We start from the raw sequence: 18,721 nt of genomic DNA on the forward strand, positions 1-18,721 counted from the left end.
CCCCGATAGTGTTTGCATTTTTCCGCGAAAAACAACAGCCAACTTCAGAAAACGGGACCTTACACTTTTGTTCACACTTTGTTCAACCGTATACACTTATGTGCAATCCCCTCTGGCTTCTGCACAAAAACCCCGATCCACACCTGGAGAGGTGCACATCGGGGTCGCTTCCTGCTATTGGCTACTGTCTACTGGCGATACAGATGCATGTACGGTTCGCCAGATGTCGGTCGAATATAAATGGCCAGCGGCTTGTTCATCGATTGGACGTACAAGTTGACGTGGACGCTTTTGTCGAACAACTGATTGATGCTTCCGGCTGCGTACTGCGTGAACTGCAAAACTTCTGTCCGCGAGTCATACTCCGCCGTCGCCGTAATCGTCAGCTCCGTCAGTCTGCCGTCCATGAATCGGCCAACGCCTGTCATGCCGACATACTCTCCGAAATACGCCTGTGCTTGCCTCATCAGCTTATCGTACTGCAACGACTGCTGCGGATATTTTTTCTCTACATCCGCGCTCGGGAACAGGAAAAACTCCTCTTCAATCGGCTGCCACTTCGATACGGCCGATTCGCTCGCTCCCACTGTACCCGACATGATGAAATGCCCTGGCACAAGCGAAGAGTTCGCTTCGGGAACCTGATACAGCAAAATCAGCATCGGCACATTCGGAGTGCTCACCCGCAGCGTCGCGACGATACTGGCGGCAAGCTGCTGCCCTTTTGCTTGCAGCTCCTGCTGTGTGTACACCATTTCCTTGCCAGTTGCATCCTGGTAGTTCGGCGATACAGACAAGCCGAGCACCATTCCTGCCAGCTGCTTGTCTTTTTTGTTCAAGTAATCATGCTCCAGGACGTGAACCAAAATGCCGTTTTTCTGCTGGCCTTTCGTTCCACTCGCCTTTTCCTGGGCAATCCACTGCGTCACCTGTTCTTTTTTGACGACTTGACCTTCCTGAAAATAATACTGGGAGGTCGGAAACGTATCGCGGGCAAACTCCATCAAGCCAAGCTCCAGATGGCTGAAATCGATGCGGTATCGCGCACTGCTCAGCATGCCGCGCGTCTGGTTGGGCTTGTATGGAGTGATGCTGCCATAGTAATCCTCAGATACTTCCACTACTTCAGACAAGGACGGCGCGGTAGGCTCAGGCGACTTGTCCTTGCCCCCTGGCAGCAACGAACAACCAGAGACGGCAATCGCAAGCAAAAACGCGGCTGCGTACCTGCATCCTGTCAAAAACTTCGCTTTCATACGCTACTCCTTTTGTCCTGAAAAAAATGGGATCAGTTCCATTTGGTCCAGCGATTGCCGTTGAGCTTGTAAATCAACGCCGATTCGCCAATCCCTACCCATTTTGTATCGCCACCACCCGAGGCAATGACGATCAATTTTTCCGGCGAGCGAGCTTCGAGCAGATGCCACTCACCATCGTTTTTTTCATAGACACCTTTTTCGGTTGCGACAGCGAGAACGCCAGTATTTCTGTTGAGGGATAGCGAGTAAATCTGTTCTGCATCCGGAATCGCCTCTGTCTTCCACTGCCCTTCTTCATTATAGAGCAAGCTGAACTGTGCCGCTACATAGAGACGGTTCTCATTCGAGTCAAAATCCATGGCATATACTTCCTGATCCATCGGCTGCCAGAGCGTCCATGTATCGCCTTTGTCTGTGGATTGGTAGATGCCCTCGCCTGTTACAAACGCGAACAGACGAACTTTTTCCCCTTGGCGAACCCCAGTAAAGCTGCGGATATTTGCAGGCTCAGGCAAGCCTTTGCTGGAAGAAGTCCAGCTTTTCCCGCCATCTGCGGTGCGCAGGACTCCTTCACTGCCACCGACGTACATGTGGTGGGCGTCGCTCGGATCGACAAACCAGCCTACGACATCAATCTGCGCCAGCTCTGGCGACAGCAATCCCCACAAGGAACCCCCTGCGGAGCTGTACAGTCCGGCATGTGTGCCTACCCATACTTGTGCAGCGTCTGACGTCATCGCCAGATTATGAATGGTTTCTCCCTTTTCCAAAACATCCTGATAGGTCAAGTCACCCTTCAGAGCAGATGCAATAACCGAAGAGGTGGCGGGCTTCTCCTGAACGACGCCGCCATCGCTACAGCCGCTCAAGATCAGCATCGTCATTGCTCCAATTCCCCATCGCCTAAAGCCATTCATGCTCTTCACGTCCCTTCCCTTGCTCATCTGTCTGTCGCCACCGTTTTCTTTACGTTGTTGCTGTTTGAAGAACTTCCAGGAATCCGGCTTCATCCATAACAGCCACACCCAATTTTTCTGCTTTCTCCAGCTTGGAGCCAGCTTTTTCTCCCGCAATTACCAGATCGGTTTTCTTGCTGACGCTGCTCGTTACTTTGCCACCCAATCGGGCAATCGCTTCCTCTGCTTCCTGGCGGGACATTTGGGTCAATGTTCCGGTCAGGACAATCGTTTTTCCGGAGAACGGCAAGTCGGCGCCACTCTCGACGCGAATGCCTTTGTACTCCATGTTCACTCCCGCTGCCTTCAATCTTTCGATGACAGCTTGTGCTTGCGGCTGAGCGAAATAGTTGATGAGACTCGCAGCCATTTTCGGGCCGATCTCGTTAATTTGCGTCAGTTCTTCTTCTGTCGCCTGCATGATGGCATCGATATGGCCAAAATGCTCGGCAAGCACCTTCGCCGCCTTTGCTCCGACCAGGCGGATGCCTAACCCGAACAGGACGCGTTCCAGCGAGTTTTCCTTGCTAGCTTCGATCGCTGCCAGCAAATTGTCTACCGACTTTTCGCCCATGCGCTCCATCCCCAGCAGCACATCGCGCTGCTGGTGCAAATAATACAGGTCAGCGACGCTGTGAATGATGTCGTCGCGGTACAGCTGAGCCACCACTTTTTCGCCCAGCCCGTCAATGTTCATCGCTGTGCGGGAAACAAAGTGGATCATGCCTTCACGGATCAATGCCGGACACATCGGGTTGATACAGCGCAAGGCCACTTCTTCCTCCAAGCGCACCAGCTCGCTGCCACACTCCGGACAATGCGTCGGCATGGCAAAAGGCACTTCGCTGCCCGTTCTGCGCTCCGGCAGCACCGCTATAATTTCCGGGATGATATCGCCTGCCTTTTTGACGACGACATGATCGCCGATCAGCAAGCCTTTTTCCCGGATGATGTCTTCGTTGTGCAAAGAAGCACGCTTTACTGTCGTGCCCGCCAAACTGACTGGCTTCAAAAGGGCCGTCGGTGTCACGCTTCCCGTTCTGCCTACGGACACTTCGATGCCTTCAAGCACCGTGATCGCTTCTTCCGCCGGAAACTTGTACGCGACCGCCCAGCGCGGGCTTTTTGCCGTAAAGCCCAGCTCTTCCTGCTGCGAATAGCTGTCCACTTTAATGACCATGCCGTCGATTTCATATGGCAAGGTCGGGCGTTTTTCTGTCCAGTTTTCAATGAAGGCGAGCAACTCCTCGACGTCTTCGAATACGCGGCGCTCTTTGTTCACCTTGAAGCCTAGAGATTCGAGCAGGTCAAGCCCTTCGCTGTGGGACTCGACTGTCTCGCCCTGCAAGTCGCCAATCCCGTAAATAAAAGTGTCGAGCTGACGGGATGCAGCGATTTTCGGATCGAGCTGCCGAAGCGAGCCGGCTGCCGAGTTGCGCGGATTGGCAAACAGCGCTTCCCCGCGCTCCTCCCGCTCCCGGTTCAGCTTGTCGAAAGCAGCTTTTGGCATGTACGCCTCGCCTCGCACCTCCAAGGTCAGCGGCTTGGTCAGCTTGAGCGGAATCGAGCGGATCGTCTTCAAGTTCTGGGTGATGTCCTCGCCTGTGCTCCCGTCTCCACGAGTCGCTCCGCGCACAAACATACCGTTTTCGTAGTGCAAGGACACAGCAAGCCCATCGATTTTCAGCTCAGCCACATAGCGAACGGCCTGGCTCCCCACGGCCTGGCGAACACGGCGGTCAAAATCTCTGATGTCTGCTTCCCCAAAAGCGTTGCCAAGACTGAGCATCGGCGTCTTGTGTACGACTTTTTCAAAGAATGGCAAAGGCTCCCCCCCAACGCGCTGGGTGGGAGAATCCGGAGAAGCCAGTTCTGGAAACTGGTTTTCCAGTTCGGTAAGCTCCCGCATCAATTGATCGTATTCCTGATCGGAAATCTCAGGTCGATCCTGTTCATAGTAAAGACGGTTGTGCCGCTCAATTCGTTTCACCAATTCTTTGATTTTTGTTTCCGCCGTCAATCGATCCATCTCGTTCATCCTTTACTTTAGCGATAGTCTGCGCATTAGCATTACGCCCGCTGTATCGGCGCGAATTTCGCGAGCAGCTTCTTGATGCCAGTCGGGCTAGGGAATGCGATATCAAGCTCCATATCGTCACCCGCTCCTTTTACTTTCACGACAGTACCCATGCCCCACGTGCCGTGCTGCACCCTGTCTCCGACTTTCCAATCCACTCCTGCTCCCTGACCGTGTCCAGGCAGCTTGTCGCCAGCCTGCAACCCTGGACGAGTGAACGTTGCCGAGCCTCCTGTCGATCGTTGCGCCATTCCTGGCTTGGCGGAACCGAAGCCCCCGCCTGCTTGCGGGGAGGTCGAGCCGAACGATCTTGCCCCCATCTCGCGCTGACCAAATGCTCCGCCGCGGCCACCACCGCCAAAGCTTCGCTCTGCTGCGGCAGGGTTGCCTTCCAACAGCTCGGGCGGAATTTCCTGCAAAAATCGCGACGGCGCACTGACGTTGGTTCGTCCAAACAGCGTCCGCATCCGCGCGCACGTCATGTACAGGCGCTCTTCTGCCCGGGTAATGCCTACGTACGCCAGACGACGCTCTTCTTCCATCTCGGTGTCGTCAAAAAGGGAGCGGCTGTGCGGGAACACGCCTTCCTCCAGTCCGACGAGAAACACTACCGGAAACTCCAGCCCTTTGGCGCTATGCAGCGTCATCAGCACAACTTGCCCGTCTGCGGCTACTACCTCTTCTTCCCCATCTTCGCCAAGCGAATCAATATCAGCGACAAGCGCCAAATCGGTCAAAAAGGCGAGCAGACTCTTGTCTTCATTTTTGCGCTCGAACTCCTGCGTAACAGACAGAAACTCCTCGATGTTCTCCAGACGCGCCTGCGCTTCCAGCGTCTTGTCTTCTTTCAGCGATTCACGATAGCCGGATCGCTTCAATACTTCCTCTACCAGCTCGGTCACGCTCAAATAGTCCGTCATCTGCATCAAATTGGTAATCAGATCGTTAAACGACAAAATCGCATTCGTCGTGCGGGACGGCAGGCCCATGTAAGCCGTCTCCTGAATGGCCTGGTACAGCGACTGGCCGTTGGCATTGGCGTACGCTTGCAGCTTGTCGACGGTTGTGTCACCGATGTTGCGCTTCGGCACATTGATAATGCGCTGCAAGCTGATATCGTCGTCCGGATTGGAAATCAGGCGCAAGTAGGCGAGAATGTCCTTGATCTCTTTGCGATCGTAGAACTTCGTGCCGCCGACGATGGTGTACGGAATGTTCGATTTGATGAACACATCCTCGACCACACGGGACTGGGCATTGGTCCGGTACAGAACGGCAAACTTGTCGTAGCGCTTGTACTTCGCCATCTGCTTGCGAATCGTATCGACGATAAAATACGCCTCGTCATGCTCGGAATCACCCTGGAAGCACATGATTTTTTCTCCGCCGGGATTTTCCGTCCACAGTTTCTTTTCCTTGCGCAGCTTGTTGTTGGCGATGACCTGGTTCGCTGCTTGCAGGATCGTCTTGGTCGAGCGATAGTTTTGCTCCAGCTTGATCAGCTTTGCTTCCGGGTAGTCTTTTTCAAAGTTCAGGATGATGGAGATGTCCGCTCCCCGCCACTTGTAAATACTTTGGTCGGCATCCCCCACGCAGCAGACGTTGCGGAACTTGTCGGCCAGCATGGAAATCAAAAGATACTGGGCGCGGTTCGTATCCTGATACTCGTCGACGTGTATGTAGCGGAATTTTTTCTGGTAAAATTCCAGCACTTCCGGCACTTCCTTGAACAGGCGAACCGTCGTCATGATCAAGTCGTCGAAGTCCAGCGACTGGTTGCTTTTCAGCTTTTTCTGGTACGCCTCGTACACCTTGGCAGCCACCTGGGAAAACGGATCGCCCGCCAGTCTGGCAAAAGTCGCCGGGTCTGTCAGTTCGTTCTTCGCTCCGCTGATGGCAGCCAGGATGGACCGCGGCTCATATTGCTTCGGATCGATGTTCAGTTCCTTCAGGCACTGCTTGACGACAGACAACTGGTCGCCAGCGTCGAGAATGCTGAAGCTGCGGTTGATGCCAAGCCGGTCAATATCCCTGCGCAAAATTCGCACGCACAAGGAGTGAAACGTCGAAAGCCATGTATCCTGAGCCGCTGCACCGCCAATGATCGCCGCTACGCGGTTCTGCATCTCGCGCGCAGCCTTGTTGGTGAACGTAATCGCGAGAATGCTCCATGGCGCAACTTGCTTCACGCTGATGAGATAAGCAATCCGCTGTGTCAGCACCTTGGTCTTGCCGCTGCCCGCTCCGGCCAGAATCAGGACAGGACCTTCCGTGGTAAGTACGGCTTCCCGCTGTTCCGGGTTCAAGCCTGACGTAATTCGTTCTACTGAAGACATATGTATAAATCCACCTTTCCACGTTCCTATACGAGTGCATATGTTCCTATTTTCGCACAGATTGCACCTGAGTTCCAGTTCGTATACGGGAGAGGAAAGATCATCCTTTTGGCAAAAGCGGCTCGTACATGAGATAGGCGCGATTTTCCGTCAGCCACTGCTGTTCCAGCCACTCCCCGTCCTGGGCATACACATTGCGCCACAGTTGGTTGCTCCGCTCGTAACCGCCCCAGATCGAAGGGGTGATGGCATGCTCTTTCTCAATCATTTCATACCTTCGTGTCGGCGGCATGTCAGCTCTCCATTCTCCCACCAGATGCGTGTCCGTCAGCCAGACACAAAGCTGGAAAGTTTGGTTCGTCCGGTTTTCAATCTGCAAATCGAGGTAGTTGTAAAAGCAAGTGGCGCCGCTTCCGAACGGCTGGGTTCTGTTCGCGTCGGGAAACACATCGTAGCTGTGGCGATGGCGTTCGGTCACGGTCAAAGGCGTGTGCAGTGTCATCCAGTACAGCAAGTTGGATAGCTGGCACAAACCGCCGCCAATCCCGGCTGTCACGCGGCCATGCGAGAGCAGCATCCCCTCTACGTAGCCTTTTCTTTTTGTCGGCTTGCCAATCAGCTTCCAGTAGGAAAAAGTTTCGCCCGGCCGAATGATCACTCCGTGCAAACAGGCGGTCGCGAGGCGCAAATTTTTCACCTTGTTGTGCTGCATCCACATTTCTACATGCTGCAATTGGCGCAACAAAATAGTCTGATGGGAAAAATGGACATAAGGAAGCGGCTGGCTGCTTTTTTCCCGCGCCAATCTCGTTCGCCCAAACAGCCACTGCGCATGCCGCCTGCCGCGATAATAGGCAACTCCTGCGGCAAGCCGCCACTTTCCCCGGAGAATCGGCTTCATTTTCGCGCCTCCTTTCCTTCCTGATTTATACAAATAGACGAGGTGAGCAATCAGATAGTTGCGCTGGGAGCGAGCCTCTTACATTTTTGTAAGCAGAGCGTAATGCAAATCTCTTTCTCCCTTCCTCGCTGTGCGTTAGGATGAAGAGACGTCTGATTGGACATAAATCAAGGTACAAAGGAAGTGATCATTTTGACAGCGCTCGCTCCTACCGGGACACAGAGGATCGACACACTGGATACTGTACGCGGCTTCGCTTTGCTCGGAATCATCCTGGTCAACATTTTGCCGCTGCTTGACGTAAAGACTCCAACCCCTGGCAGCTTGGACGCCTGGCTGTTTCAGTTTTTCAATTTTGCTGTAGAATCGCGCTTTTTCGTGATTTTTTCGTTTCTGTTCGGAGTAGGCTTCCATCTGTTTGTCAGCCGGGCGAAAGCAAAAGGCGCCAACAGTACGGTTCTGTTTGTCCGCCGTCTGCTTGCGCTTCTGGCCTTCGGTTTTGTCCACAAAATGTTCCATCCGGGCGAAGCCTTGTTTATTTACGCGATCTTCGGCTTTATGCTCATGCCTTTTTACCGCTTGAAGGCGAGAACAAACCTGATTGTCGGGCTGATCCTCGCCATGTTCGTTTGCTCCACGGGCTTCAAGCCGATGCTGGTGCTGCCGCTGTTCATTCTCGGTTTGTCTGTCGGGCAATTCGGGGTATTCCAGGACATTCCCCGCTTTCTGCCTGCGATCAAAAAGGTTCAAGGCATCGCCTTTGTCCTCATGCTGGTCGGTCTGTACGCCCAGTATCATTTCCTTCCGACTGACCCGTTTATGACAGCCAACATGATCGTTGTGGACGATATGTCCGAGGAACAATTGCTTGCGCTCACGTACTACACGATCGCCTTGACTTCGACCGGCTTTGTCATGTCAGCTTTTTACGTGACGACGCTAATCCGGCTTTTGCAGCACAGCGGTGTCCAAAAAGCATTGGCTCCGCTCACCAGCTACGGACGGATGGCCCTCACCAACTACGTGGGGCAAACGGTGCTGATCTTGGTCGGCGGCTACTTGTTCGGCTGGTACGGTACGCTCACCTACTGGCAGTCCACGCTCTTTTGCCTCGGGATTTATGTCGGGCAAATGGCTTTCAGCATGCTGTGGCTGTCCGCCTTCCGCATGGGCCCGCTTGAGTGGATATGGCGCGTGTTCACTTATTTGCAAGTCACGCCGCTTCGCAAAGACAGCAACGGGAAACGCTCTTTAGCTTGATGTTCGATGACCGCTGCCTGCCAAAACAAAAAAGCGTAAAGAAACATCGCGTTTCTTTACACTCCTGTCAAAAGCGAATGTGTGGAGCAGGCCCCTTGCCGAAGGAGAGACGTTTGTTTACGCCTCCTGCAAGGATTTGGCCCGCTCCCGTTCGCTTTTTCTTTGTCGATAGGCGCGAAGCCACGACCAGCCTACGATGAAGAATGGAACCAACACGAGGATAATCAACAGGATGCCGTCCCAAAACTGCCACGAAGCGACGGAAGCGTGACGCATCTCATCGGCGATCTTCGCAATAAAATCAATCGCCATGCGCAGCTGATACTGGACAAAAAACCAGATCGCCCAGACGGAACCGATCAAATACACCCAACTGTACCAACGGATGACCTGTTTTTCATGCAAGGAGACATACTCCCATTCCTCTTGCTCTTCCTGCGTCAACGACCGGATTTTGCTTTTCAGAAAAAGTCGCGTATTCATCAGCAGATTGGCGCAGCGAAAACGGGTGGCGAGCATGTAGTACACATCCGTTTGCATGAACACCATGAACTGAAACGCCAGCGCCATGAGCAAAATCACGTTAACCATGCGGATAAATGCCTGGATAAAAGGCAAGAGACTCACCCAGCCAGCGTCATGGGCGAAAAGCAGGATCACGCCGATCCCCCAAAATGTCGCGTCCCACGCCATTCCGGCCACAAACGCTTTGTAACGACGCCCCGGCTCTACCAGAACGATATTGGACATGTTCGTCTCCGCTACGGCAAAGACAAGCCGATGCCCCAGCCCGATGCGACTGCCGATGGAAAGCGACCGCGCTGCCAGCAAATGCGCCAGCTCATGAAAGAACAAAAACATCCAGATCGTCACAAACGAAGCCAGCACAGAAACGGTCACAGAAGTAGAGACAAAAATGTCGGAGTAGACCGGAATGTACTTGCCTGTGAAGGCGCACAGCAACACCCCGGCCAGAAATACACAGCCATACAGGCAAAAAGCTACACGGTTAAAGAAAAACTGTCCCGTCGCTTCCTTGATCCACGAAAAGTGGTCGACAACAGCAACCGGCTCGTTTACCACCTCGCCGTCTACCGTATGGACAAACTGGTAGGAAACTGCGAGATCGTTGGCAAAGTCAAGCACGTCCACAGGCTCGCCCAGCCGTTCTTCCATGATCGTAGCGACTTCGTTTACGTTTTTGCCTTCATCAAGCAAATCGATGATTTCCACGCCAATAACTGGGAGTACAATAAAATTGCTGATATCGGTGCGCCCGATCAGCATCTCCTCTTCGTTTTCCGCCCGGCGCGCAAGCGGATGCATTTTGAGGACACTGTCGCCTGTCATCTTCACGCCAAAATCCCCTCCCTCTCTTCCGGATCAATGCCTCACATTCACGTACACTTCGTTTGCCCTGACCTGAAAAATCGGCTCCTCGCCGTTGCCTTTTCCGCAAGTCGGGCACGCTTGCTCGTTGCGCTCCCATTCGACGAACACTTTCTTTTCCAATGTGTTGAAATCAAACAACAGCAGTTTTCCTGCCGATTGCACAGGCGCGATTCCCGTCAAAAACCGGACGGCATCCGAAGCCATCATGGCGGTAATCATCATCGTATTCGGCGCGATCGTAGCAGTAGGCGGCCTGAACTCGGTGTTGAGCAAGTTTTCAATCAGCCGCACGTAATCTTCCACCTGTTCGGAGCGGTGCAAATGCATGCAGTCCAGGCATCCCGTTTTCCCTGGATCGACCAAGAAAAACTGCCCTTCGATCAAATTAAAGCCCCCGGCAATATACGGGATGCCCAGATTGACGCAAGCCCGGTTCACCCATCTTGGCAAGACGAAAAATGGCTGATCGGCTGCCAGTACGACGAGATCGCTCCCGGCGATGACCTGCTCCACATCTGCACTGGACCCGATTTGCATCGTCTCGGTTTCGATTGCCACCCCTGAATGCAGTCTGGCGATGAAATCCCGCGCTGCCTCCACCTTTAGGCGTCCGACGTCTGCTTCATTGAACAACATCTGGCGGTTCAGGTTGTTCAGCTCTACCCTGTCAAAATCAACAAGTTTGATCTGCTCGATTCCCACTCCGACCAGATTGGCGAGCACAGTTGAGCCGAAAGCGCCCATGCCGAGGATGGTCACTTTTTTTCCGCTCAGTTGCTCCTGTACGTAACTCGGACTTTGTTCCAGGTTGGTAAACAGCGAGAAAAAGCGGATGTTCGCCTTGTATCGCTCTTTTTGCGCCAGCGTCAGGCCAGAAGCTTCCTCCGCCTCCTGATCCATAATAAAGCCCAGGCCTCCGAGGTCTTCTACAGCTTCCGCTATCTCCTCGCGAGTAAGCTCAGGATATTCGCCAAGCAAAGCGCTATGTATATCTTCAATCGTGCGCGTTCCGTCCATCAGCTTGACCATCTTGCGTATCGCTTTGTTCTCGTCATCCAGCTCGACGGAATACCCGGGAGCATCTCCCATGCGAATCGTCTGTTCTGTCACTTCATAGACAGGATGCACCGGTTTGAACAAAGGTCGACGTACCATATAAAAACACCTCCGGGATAAGGGCGCTTAATTAAGTAAGATGAAAAAAGGGAATAGCCCGAGTGCTATCCCCCCAATGCATTGTGATTAAGCTGCTACTGCAGTTGTGCGAACGCTCTCTACCTTTTTCGCTTGGATTTTCATAATTCAGTTCCTCCTCTCTATGTAAGAAAATACTGACAATTAGATTATATTTTGAAGAGTTAGAAAAATCTATAAGTTTTTTAAAATTTTATCCTATTTTGGTAATTTATTACTATACTTCAAAATTTCAATAGCCTGCCACTTCCATTTTATAGAAATAGACACAAAAAATGAATCCCCCAAGACGCTGCCGAACAGCATAAGCGGAGGGATTCATTTTACCAAACAAAAAAGAGAGCCTTCTGCTTCGGCTCTCTCATTTCCTATTTTTCCCCTTTTACAGCCCCAACCGTAGCCAAAGCAGCCTGCAAGTCATCGTAGATTACGTTGCCAACGACGACTGTATCGGCGATTGCCGCCATTTCAGCGGCTTGCTGCGGGGTGCGGATGCCGCCGCCGTAGAAGACGTGCGCTTCGTCGGCCCCTGCCTTGCAAGCTTTGACGATGGAAGGATCGCCGTATGTACCGCTGTACTCCAGATAGACGATGGGCAAGCGGCAGATTTTGGTCGCGACTTGCGCATACGCTTTGGCTTCTGCTGCGTCTGTGATCGGCAGGGCAGAAGTCAGCTCGGCGACGCCGGCTTGCGGATTGGCGATCAGGTAGCCTTCCGTAATAATCTCATCCCAATGAATGTAGGCTCCGTACGTTTTGAGTCCCGAAACGTGCGGGGCGAACATCCAGTTTGGATCGCCTGCATTCAGCACGAGCGGGATCAGATAGGAATCGAATCCGGGAACAACCGCGTCGAGCGACGAAATTTCCAGCACGGCCGGTACTGCGTAGCGGCGAATGCGGGACATCAGCTCAAGCGTATTGTCAAAAGTCACCCCATACGTGCCTCCAACGATAATCGCATCCGTGCCTGACTCGCAGATCAACTCTAGCGAATCGTCATCGATTGTTTTATCCGGGTCCAGTTTAAACGTATGGCGCCAACTGCGATAGTCAATCAACGTTGCCTGCCTCCTAGTTATTTTCCGATGCGCTCCAGCGCCATCTCGTATCCGTCGTTGCCGTAGTTCAGGCAACGCTTCACACGGGAAATAGTTGCTGTGCTGGCCCCTGTCTCAGCTTCAATCTGATTGTAGGTAAAGCCTTTTCTGAGCATGCGCGCCACTTCCAGGCGCTGCGCGAGCGACTGCATTTCGTTTACGGTGCACAGATCGTCAAAAAATTGATAGCATTCTTCCATGGTTTCCAGAGACAGAACCGCTTCAAACAGCTGCTCGATCCCTTTCCCCTTCAGTTTTTCCAGTTGCATTTTCGTCACCCCGTTATGGTATCCGTCTTCCGAACGGTTTCTCACTGTACAATTTTTAAGCACTAAAGCCCTACAATTAATCTTAGAAGAAACCGCCTTCATCCGCAAGCCCCAATCCCTAGTGGAACTTCAAGGATTGCGACAGACCCGGGGTATTCGGAAGAATTTCCACCCATGTATTTCCTGGCAAAAGCGGCGCTTCTTCCGTCAAAGCCGCATCCTCGTAGGCGCGAATCACGCCGTTGCTGCGCTTCCACTTGATTTTGCGCGCCTTGCCCTGCTGGAACAAATAACCGTCTCCAGGGCCGATCACATCGACCTGTCGGCGACCTTCGCTGTCCAATACACGATGCTTGGTCGAAATGACCAGCAAATTGGTCGTGGAAAGCTGCTTGTTGTCGCTCAAATCGACGTGCGGTTTGCCAGCTGTGAACCGCATGTACTTCTTCTGCTCGGCATCGTATGTAAAAGCAGCCTTGTTCAGCGCGTGAAAAGTCAGATCAATTTGCGTCGCAGGCTCGCCTTCCTTGATCTCGGCGTCATCCGCCAAGAAAGTGAAATGCGGCACTTCTGCGGTTGTCCGCATTTTTTTGTCTGCCATAGCCTGCTCGATCAGCTCTGGCTTGGTGTAAAGGTTATGCGGCATTTTGCGGAAGCTCTCCCGCCAGAAATAGCGCCCGTTCGGGATTTCATCCAGATGGCTGTAGTCGGACCGCGCCAATGTCTCCAGCGCCTCCTGACTGCCGCCAGCATGGACAAGCACAGCGTCGAAGCCGATGCCCAATTGAATGAAATAAGGGCGAATGCTGCGCACTGGCCCGACGACCTCCGGCTTTTGACTCTGGTATACCGTCAGAAAACGCGTCATCTCGCCTTCTGCCAGCACTTCGTAAATAATGTCCGCCTTGTTCAGTCCCGTCTGTGGCCGGGCTGGCGGCGCGTTGTTCACCATGACCATGACCGGGCGCTTGCTGTCCAGTCGTTCCTGGCTGCCAAGTCCCGTCAACGGCGCTTTATACGGGTACTGGATCGGTTGATTCGTCTCCGGTGGATTTTGCACGATAGGAGCGGTCGGCTGTTCTGGAGCCGGTGTCGGCTGTGTGTCAACCGGCTGCGGGCTGCACGCCGTAACGAATAGCAGCAGGGATAGTAGCATGAGTGACGTCTTCGTATGTCGTTTCACAAAATCGCTCCTTTCCATCTGTTGATGCCTTTTTTTCCCTACTTCTTTTTCGTGAGAGCGGAGGGGATTCCTGCTTCCACACGTTTTCCACGATTCTCATACGGACATGCCACACATCGCGTTTTTGGCTATGCTACAATAATGGAAAACAGATGCAAAGCGAGGGCGAAACCATGAATACCCCCTACCTTGTCTATCTGGTGGACGATGAAACCAACCTCCTGGATTTGCTGCAATCGTACTTGCAAAGCGCCGGATTGCAGGTCAAGGCGTTTTCCAGCGGTGCCGAAGTGCTGCCGTTGCTAGATGAAGAAACACAGCCGCATCTATGGATTTTGGACATCATGATGCCAGATATCGACGGCTACGAGCTGCTGCGACTCATTCGGGAAAAATCGAATGTACCGATCATTTTCATTTCCGCCCGCGACCAAGATGTCGATAAAATCATTGGACTGGAGCTGGGCAGCGACGATTATCTCGCCAAGCCGTTTTTGCCCCGCGAGCTGGTCATCCGCGCGAAAAAGCTTTTGCAGCGTACGTATGAAAAGCCTGGTGCTGCCGCAGCTTCCGCGCAAACTTTCCAGGATTGGGTAACGGTTGGCCCTTATATGATCTCAGAAAAAGGCCGGCAAGTAAAAGAAGGAGACGAATTGATCGATCTGACGACCAAAGAATTTGAGCTGATCATCTACCTTTTGCACAATCAGGGGCTGGCTCTGAACCGCGAGCAAATCCTGACCTCCATCTGGGGCGAGGACTACATCGGCTCCGACCGCGCTGTAGATGATCTCGTGAAGCGCATACGCAAAAAGATGGCGAAATTCCCGCTGGAAACCGTCTATGGCTTCGGTTACCGGATGACGCGCATATGAGCAAATTTCGCCTGAAAAACTTGCCGCTCTCCCGGCAGATTCTCATTTTGTTCATGCTGCTGACAAGCGTGCTGGGCGTCGGTCTCGGGATCGGCTATCCTTTGGCGGTCAAGCAATACCTCGTTTCCAATACGTACGCCTTGCTGGAGGACGAGTTCAACACGCTGTCCAAGCATATTTCCTTCAATGAAGACAACGAACTGCTGCCTGTTCCGGCTGCAGCCCCTTACTTTTTGCAACTGCTCCTCTCCCGCTACGAATACTCGTTTGACATGATCGTCTACGCAGAAAACGGGCGGGAGCTGGGCAGCCGCAGCAGCAGTGGGCGGATTCCGTATGAGGAAGCGCGCGAATTGTTTATCAAGGCAGCCGCGCATCCGAACGACCAGTTGCAGCACGGCACGTTGAGTCGCGGCGACGAAAACTACCTGTTCGTCAGCAAGCGCATGGACTACCACGGCTTTCCTTACTACATGGTGCTGTTCTCCAAGGAACAGGAGCTGAATCAGATCAATGCGATTCTCACCCGCCAGTTTTTGCTCGTGTTCAGCCTGCTTCTGCTCGTTAGCTGGCTGCTCGCCGTCTGGTTCAGCGGCTACTTGAGCAAACCGCTGCGCAGCCTGGACGAGCTGTGCAACAAGATTGCCCGCCGCCAGTTTGACATTCCGCTCGTGATGGACCGCGGAGACGAGATCGGCCAGTTGGCCCGCTCTTTTGACACGATGAAAAATCAATTGAAGGAATACGACGAATCGCAACGTCATTTTGTGCAAAACATCTCCCATGAGCTGAAAACGCCGATTATGGCGATCCAGGGCTACACCCAGGGCTTGATTGAAGGGGTCTTTCAGGGGCCGCAAGCGGAAAAAGGGCTGGCGATCATCATGGAAGAGAGCAAGCGGCTGGAAAAGGTCGTCGGACAACTGCTCTATTTGACCAAGATTGAATCTGTGGCGCAAATGATGCAGGTGGGACAAGTCGATCTGTCGGAAATGATGCACCTGCTGCGGCAACGGCTTGCCGTCCTGAATCCGCAAGTCGAATGGGAAGTCAATGTACCGTCTGATTTGATTGTGGAAGGCGACGGCGAGCAATTGAGCACGGCGTTCGTCAACATCATGGAAAACCAGCTCCGCTACGCGAAAAACCGTCTGACCATTACCGGACGCCAGCTAGGGCAAAACGTAGTGATCAGCATTTCCAATGATGGTCCACCCATCGAAGAATCGCTGCTCCCTCATCTGTTCCAGCGCTTCCGCAAAGGCAAATCCGGCAAGCACGGCCTCGGACTGGCTATCGCCCGCGCCGTTTTTGAAGCGCACAAAGGGACGATTATCGCTCGCAATGATGCAGGCGGTCCTTGCTTCACCATGACTGTTCCCGTTTCGTTCAAAGGCTGACTACTTCCACGTCAACAAGAGCGGCTTGCCCGATCCTCACGATCGCGGTCGAGCCGCTCCTTTTCACTTCGTTTACCAGGCAAATTCAAATTCAATAAAGGCGTAGCGGGACACCGTCTCATAGCCCAGCTTTTCATAGACGCGAATCGCAGCGGGATTATCCGCAAACACCATCAAGTAGACGTTTGGCGACTTTTCCAGCCCCATTCGGCTAATGTCTGAGGCGATCTGTGTCCCCAAGCCTTTTTTCCGATGCTTTTCGCTGGTGCCGATGTTCCCGATCTCCACAAAAGCATCGTCGTAGACGTGAAAGCCAGCCAAAGCCATTGGCTCGTCCTGTTCGGAAAAAAGCGCGATATGCGGCATTTCTTCCACTTCCTCGGCACGAAAGCTGATCATGCCAACCTGCCCGGCCAGCGCGACAGCAAGCTGCCCCTCTGAAGGAGCAAGCAAACGGGAACTTCCCGGCGCAAGCAGCCTGTCAGGCGCGACCAGCTTCATTAGCTGCAACGTCCTTTGCGCCCGGATGCCGGGAATTTTCACCCGCTCAAAAGCCGCTTGCGGCAAGCCAAACACGCCCGTCTGTCCTTCCGGCATATCGACAGACGGCTGCTGGCGAAAATAGTTCAGCATGTCAGTCGCATCGTACTCCCCCTCTGCGGCCAAAAGCTGCAAGGAAAAAGCATGGAAGGGCATCCCCTGCAAGTAAGCGCCAACTGCCCGCACCTCACCATCCTCCACGTCCGCTGCAAACACGCTGCGCTCCGGGCGAAGATGCACATTTCCATAAAAAATATACGATTGTTCCAATGTAATTGGCGTAAGCGAACTTATTTGTTCATATTTCAGCGGCAAAATCACTGCGAAAACACCCCTTCTTTCGATTCCCTATTGACGTTCTAACGCCTGGCGGTTACCATGATAAAAATTTCTCTTATAAAGATCATACAGGAGGAGAGAATTGTGGCTTTTTATTACACAGAACCATCTCGGACGTTTAACGAGTTTTTGCTGCTTCCGAATCTCACCACGAAAGAATGCACACCAAACAATGTGGACTTATCCACTCCGATTACCAAGTTTAAAAAAGGTGAAAAGCCAGCTATTACACTCAACATACCGTTCTCATCCGCAGTCATGCAAGCAGTTTCCGACCATCATATGGCGGTCGCATTGGCTAGATGTGGCGGTATTTCCTTTATTTTTGGCTCCCAATCGATCGAAAGCCAAGCGACCATGGTTCGCAAAGCGAAAAACCACAAGGCAGGCTTCGTTGTCAGCCGCTCTAATCTGACGCCAGAACATACATTAAAAGATATTTTGGCGCTGAAAGAACAGACAGGCCACTCCACCGTTGCGGTTACCGAAGATGGCTCCGCCAAAGGCAAGCTGCTCGGAATCGTCACCGGACGCGACTACCGTGTCAGCCGCGACTCGCAGGACAAGCTTGTGCGCGATATCATGACGCCGTTCTCCTCCCTGATCTACGGCAAATCCGGAATCACGCTGTCGGAAGCAAACGACCTGATCTGGGAGCACAAGCTCAACTGCCTCCCAATCGTGGATGAAAACCAAAACCTGGACTTCCTCGTATTCCGCAAAGACTACGATTCCCGCAAAAACAACCCGCTGTCGCTGCTCGATGCCAACAAAAGCTATATCGTAGGCGCGGGTATCAACACCAAAGACTATCAGGAGCGCGTTCCTGCGCTGGTAGAAGCGGGCGTTGACATTCTCGTCATCGACTCTTCGGACGGCTTCAGCGAATGGCAGCGCGATACTGTGCAATTTGTAAAAGAAAACTTCAACGTGCCAATCGGCGCCGGAAACGTTGTCGACAAGGAAGGCTTCCGCTACCTCGTCGAAGCAGGCGCAGACTTCGTCAAAGTAGGGATTGGCGGCGGCTCCATCTGCATCACGCGCGAGCAAAAAGGAATCGGGCGCGGCCAGGCTTCTGCTGTAATCGAAGTAGCGGCAGCCCGCGATGAATACTTCAAGGAAACAGGCATTTACGTACCGATCTGCTCGGACGGCGGCATCGTGCACGACTACCATATGACACTTGCTCTGGCAATGGGCGCAGACTTTGTCATGCTGGGCCGTTACTTCGCCCGCTTCGACGAAAGCCCGACCAAAAAAGTGAAAATCGGCAACAACTTCGTAAAAGAGTATTGGGGAGAAGGCTCCAACCGCGCACGCAACTGGCAGCGTTATGACACGGGCGGCAAAAGCGCGCTCGTGTTCGAGGAAGGCGTAGATTCGTACGTTCCTTACGCGGGAAGCCTGCGTGAAAACATGGACCGCACCCTGAGCAAAATCAAGTCGACCATGTGCAACTGCGGCTCCCTCTCCATCCCTGAGCTGCAACAAAAAGCGCGCATCACGCTCATTTCCGCTACCAGCCTGGTCGAAGGCGGAGCGCATGACGTCATTTTGAAAGAAAGCACAATGGCGGCTGAGTAACAGCATTGCAGTCAAAGCAGAAAAACGACGCGAAGATCAGTTCGCGTCGTTTTCTT

Annotated in this window: 15 protein-coding genes; 4 read left to right on the forward strand and 11 right to left on the reverse strand. The window is 53.1% G+C overall.

All coding sequences use genetic code 11. The features are described 5' to 3' along the window. Positions 1-188: 188 nt before the first annotated feature. The 5 genes from IRJ17_RS00800 to IRJ17_RS00820 form a co-directional block, all read right to left on the reverse strand. Complete coding sequence (locus IRJ17_RS00800; protein ID WP_122965536.1) at positions 189-1,256, reverse strand: CamS family sex pheromone protein; 1,068 nt, start codon at positions 1,254-1,256, stop codon at positions 189-191. 32 nt (positions 1,257-1,288) lie between these two features. After that, the gene (locus IRJ17_RS00805; RefSeq protein ID WP_242772801.1) at positions 1,289-2,284 is read right to left on the reverse strand and encodes a WD40/YVTN/BNR-like repeat-containing protein; all 996 of its coding nucleotides are present in this window, start codon (positions 2,282-2,284) and stop codon (positions 1,289-1,291) included. After that, entirely contained in the window at positions 2,226-4,244 is a 2,019-nt protein-coding gene (gene ligA / locus IRJ17_RS00810) for an NAD-dependent DNA ligase LigA (protein ID WP_242772804.1), read from the reverse strand. Before ligA ends, IRJ17_RS00805 begins: the two co-directional genes overlap by 59 nt. A gap of 41 nt (positions 4,245-4,285) precedes the next feature. Continuing rightward, the gene (gene pcrA, locus IRJ17_RS00815) at positions 4,286-6,628 is read right to left on the reverse strand and encodes a DNA helicase PcrA (protein ID WP_173597854.1); all 2,343 of its coding nucleotides are present in this window, start codon (positions 6,626-6,628) and stop codon (positions 4,286-4,288) included. A 100-nt stretch (positions 6,629-6,728) separates the two neighbouring features. Beyond that, the gene (locus IRJ17_RS00820) at positions 6,729-7,529 is read right to left on the reverse strand and encodes a VanW family protein (protein WP_173597853.1); all 801 of its coding nucleotides are present in this window, start codon (positions 7,527-7,529) and stop codon (positions 6,729-6,731) included. A gap of 162 nt (positions 7,530-7,691) precedes the next feature. On the opposite strand from IRJ17_RS00820, the gene IRJ17_RS00825 reads away from it, so the two are divergent. Then, positions 7,692-8,789: a DUF418 domain-containing protein gene (locus IRJ17_RS00825; RefSeq protein ID WP_242775192.1), complete on the forward strand. Its 1,098-nt coding sequence runs from the start codon at positions 7,692-7,694 to the stop codon at positions 8,787-8,789. A 117-nt stretch (positions 8,790-8,906) separates the two neighbouring features. On the opposite strand, the gene IRJ17_RS00830 is transcribed toward IRJ17_RS00825, so the two are convergent. From IRJ17_RS00830 to IRJ17_RS00850, 5 genes are all read right to left on the reverse strand, one after another. Beyond that, positions 8,907-10,145: a PqqD family protein gene (locus IRJ17_RS00830; RefSeq protein WP_341276018.1), complete on the reverse strand. Its 1,239-nt coding sequence runs from the start codon at positions 10,143-10,145 to the stop codon at positions 8,907-8,909. A 27-nt stretch (positions 10,146-10,172) separates the two neighbouring features. Beyond that, positions 10,173-11,336, reverse strand: a complete 1,164-nt coding sequence (locus tag IRJ17_RS00835) for a HesA/MoeB/ThiF family protein (protein WP_242772806.1) — start codon at positions 11,334-11,336, stop codon at positions 10,173-10,175. Positions 11,337-11,743: 407 nt separating this feature from the next. Further along, a complete protein-coding gene (pcrB, locus tag IRJ17_RS00840) occupies positions 11,744-12,436 on the reverse strand; it encodes a heptaprenylglyceryl phosphate synthase (RefSeq protein ID WP_122965543.1) in 693 nt (230 codons plus the stop codon). 17 nt (positions 12,437-12,453) lie between these two features. Next, positions 12,454-12,744 carry a YerC/YecD family TrpR-related protein gene (locus IRJ17_RS00845; protein ID WP_063229546.1) on the reverse strand — a complete coding sequence of 97 codons (291 nt, stop codon included), beginning with the start codon at positions 12,742-12,744 and terminating at the stop codon, positions 12,454-12,456. A 118-nt stretch (positions 12,745-12,862) separates the two neighbouring features. Further along, the gene (locus tag IRJ17_RS00850; RefSeq protein WP_122965544.1) at positions 12,863-13,927 is read right to left on the reverse strand and encodes a DUF3048 domain-containing protein; all 1,065 of its coding nucleotides are present in this window, start codon (positions 13,925-13,927) and stop codon (positions 12,863-12,865) included. 173 nt (positions 13,928-14,100) lie between these two features. On the opposite strand from IRJ17_RS00850, the gene IRJ17_RS00855 reads away from it, so the two are divergent. Beyond that, complete coding sequence (locus IRJ17_RS00855; protein ID WP_122965622.1) at positions 14,101-14,802, forward strand: response regulator transcription factor; 702 nt, start codon at positions 14,101-14,103, stop codon at positions 14,800-14,802. Next, complete coding sequence (locus IRJ17_RS00860; RefSeq protein ID WP_122965545.1) at positions 14,799-16,202, forward strand: sensor histidine kinase; 1,404 nt, start codon at positions 14,799-14,801, stop codon at positions 16,200-16,202. The genes IRJ17_RS00855 and IRJ17_RS00860 overlap by 4 nt, the downstream gene beginning before the upstream one ends. Positions 16,203-16,274: 72 nt before the next feature. Here the strand turns inward: IRJ17_RS00860 and IRJ17_RS00865 are convergent, their stop codons facing one another. Then, positions 16,275-17,063 carry a GNAT family N-acetyltransferase gene (locus IRJ17_RS00865; RefSeq protein ID WP_173597848.1) on the reverse strand — a complete coding sequence of 263 codons (789 nt, stop codon included), beginning with the start codon at positions 17,061-17,063 and terminating at the stop codon, positions 16,275-16,277. A gap of 102 nt (positions 17,064-17,165) precedes the next feature. On the opposite strand from IRJ17_RS00865, the gene IRJ17_RS00870 reads away from it, so the two are divergent. Continuing rightward, positions 17,166-18,665 (forward strand): IMP dehydrogenase, encoded by a 1,500-nt coding sequence (locus IRJ17_RS00870; RefSeq protein ID WP_063229548.1) that lies wholly within the window; start codon positions 17,166-17,168, stop codon positions 18,663-18,665. The last annotated feature ends 56 nt before the right edge of the window (positions 18,666-18,721 follow it).

This window comes from Brevibacillus parabrevis (assembly GCF_022701015.1).
Classification (GTDB): Bacteria; Bacillota; Bacilli; order Brevibacillales; family Brevibacillaceae; genus Brevibacillus; species Brevibacillus parabrevis.

What these genes read in the sequence shown, in the direction of transcription:
- IRJ17_RS00800 (WP_122965536.1), bottom strand. Translation starts at nt 1,256, where the DNA reads ATGAAAGCGAAGTTTTTGACAGGATGCAGGTACGCAGCCGCGTTTTTG.
- ligA (WP_242772804.1), bottom strand. Translation starts at nt 4,244, where the DNA reads ATGGATCGATTGACGGCGGAAACAAAAATCAAAGAATTGGTGAAACGA.
- pcrA (WP_173597854.1), bottom strand. Translation starts at nt 6,628, where the DNA reads ATGTCTTCAGTAGAACGAATTACGTCAGGCTTGAACCCGGAACAGCGG.
- IRJ17_RS00820 (WP_173597853.1), bottom strand. Translation starts at nt 7,529, where the DNA reads ATGAAGCCGATTCTCCGGGGAAAGTGGCGGCTTGCCGCAGGAGTTGCC.
- IRJ17_RS00835 (WP_242772806.1), bottom strand. Translation starts at nt 11,336, where the DNA reads ATGGTACGTCGACCTTTGTTCAAACCGGTGCATCCTGTCTATGAAGTG.
- IRJ17_RS00845 (WP_063229546.1), bottom strand. Translation starts at nt 12,744, where the DNA reads ATGCAACTGGAAAAACTGAAGGGGAAAGGGATCGAGCAGCTGTTTGAA.
- IRJ17_RS00855 (WP_122965622.1), top strand. Translation starts at nt 14,101, where the DNA reads ATGAATACCCCCTACCTTGTCTATCTGGTGGACGATGAAACCAACCTC.
- IRJ17_RS00860 (WP_122965545.1), top strand. Translation starts at nt 14,799, where the DNA reads ATGAGCAAATTTCGCCTGAAAAACTTGCCGCTCTCCCGGCAGATTCTC.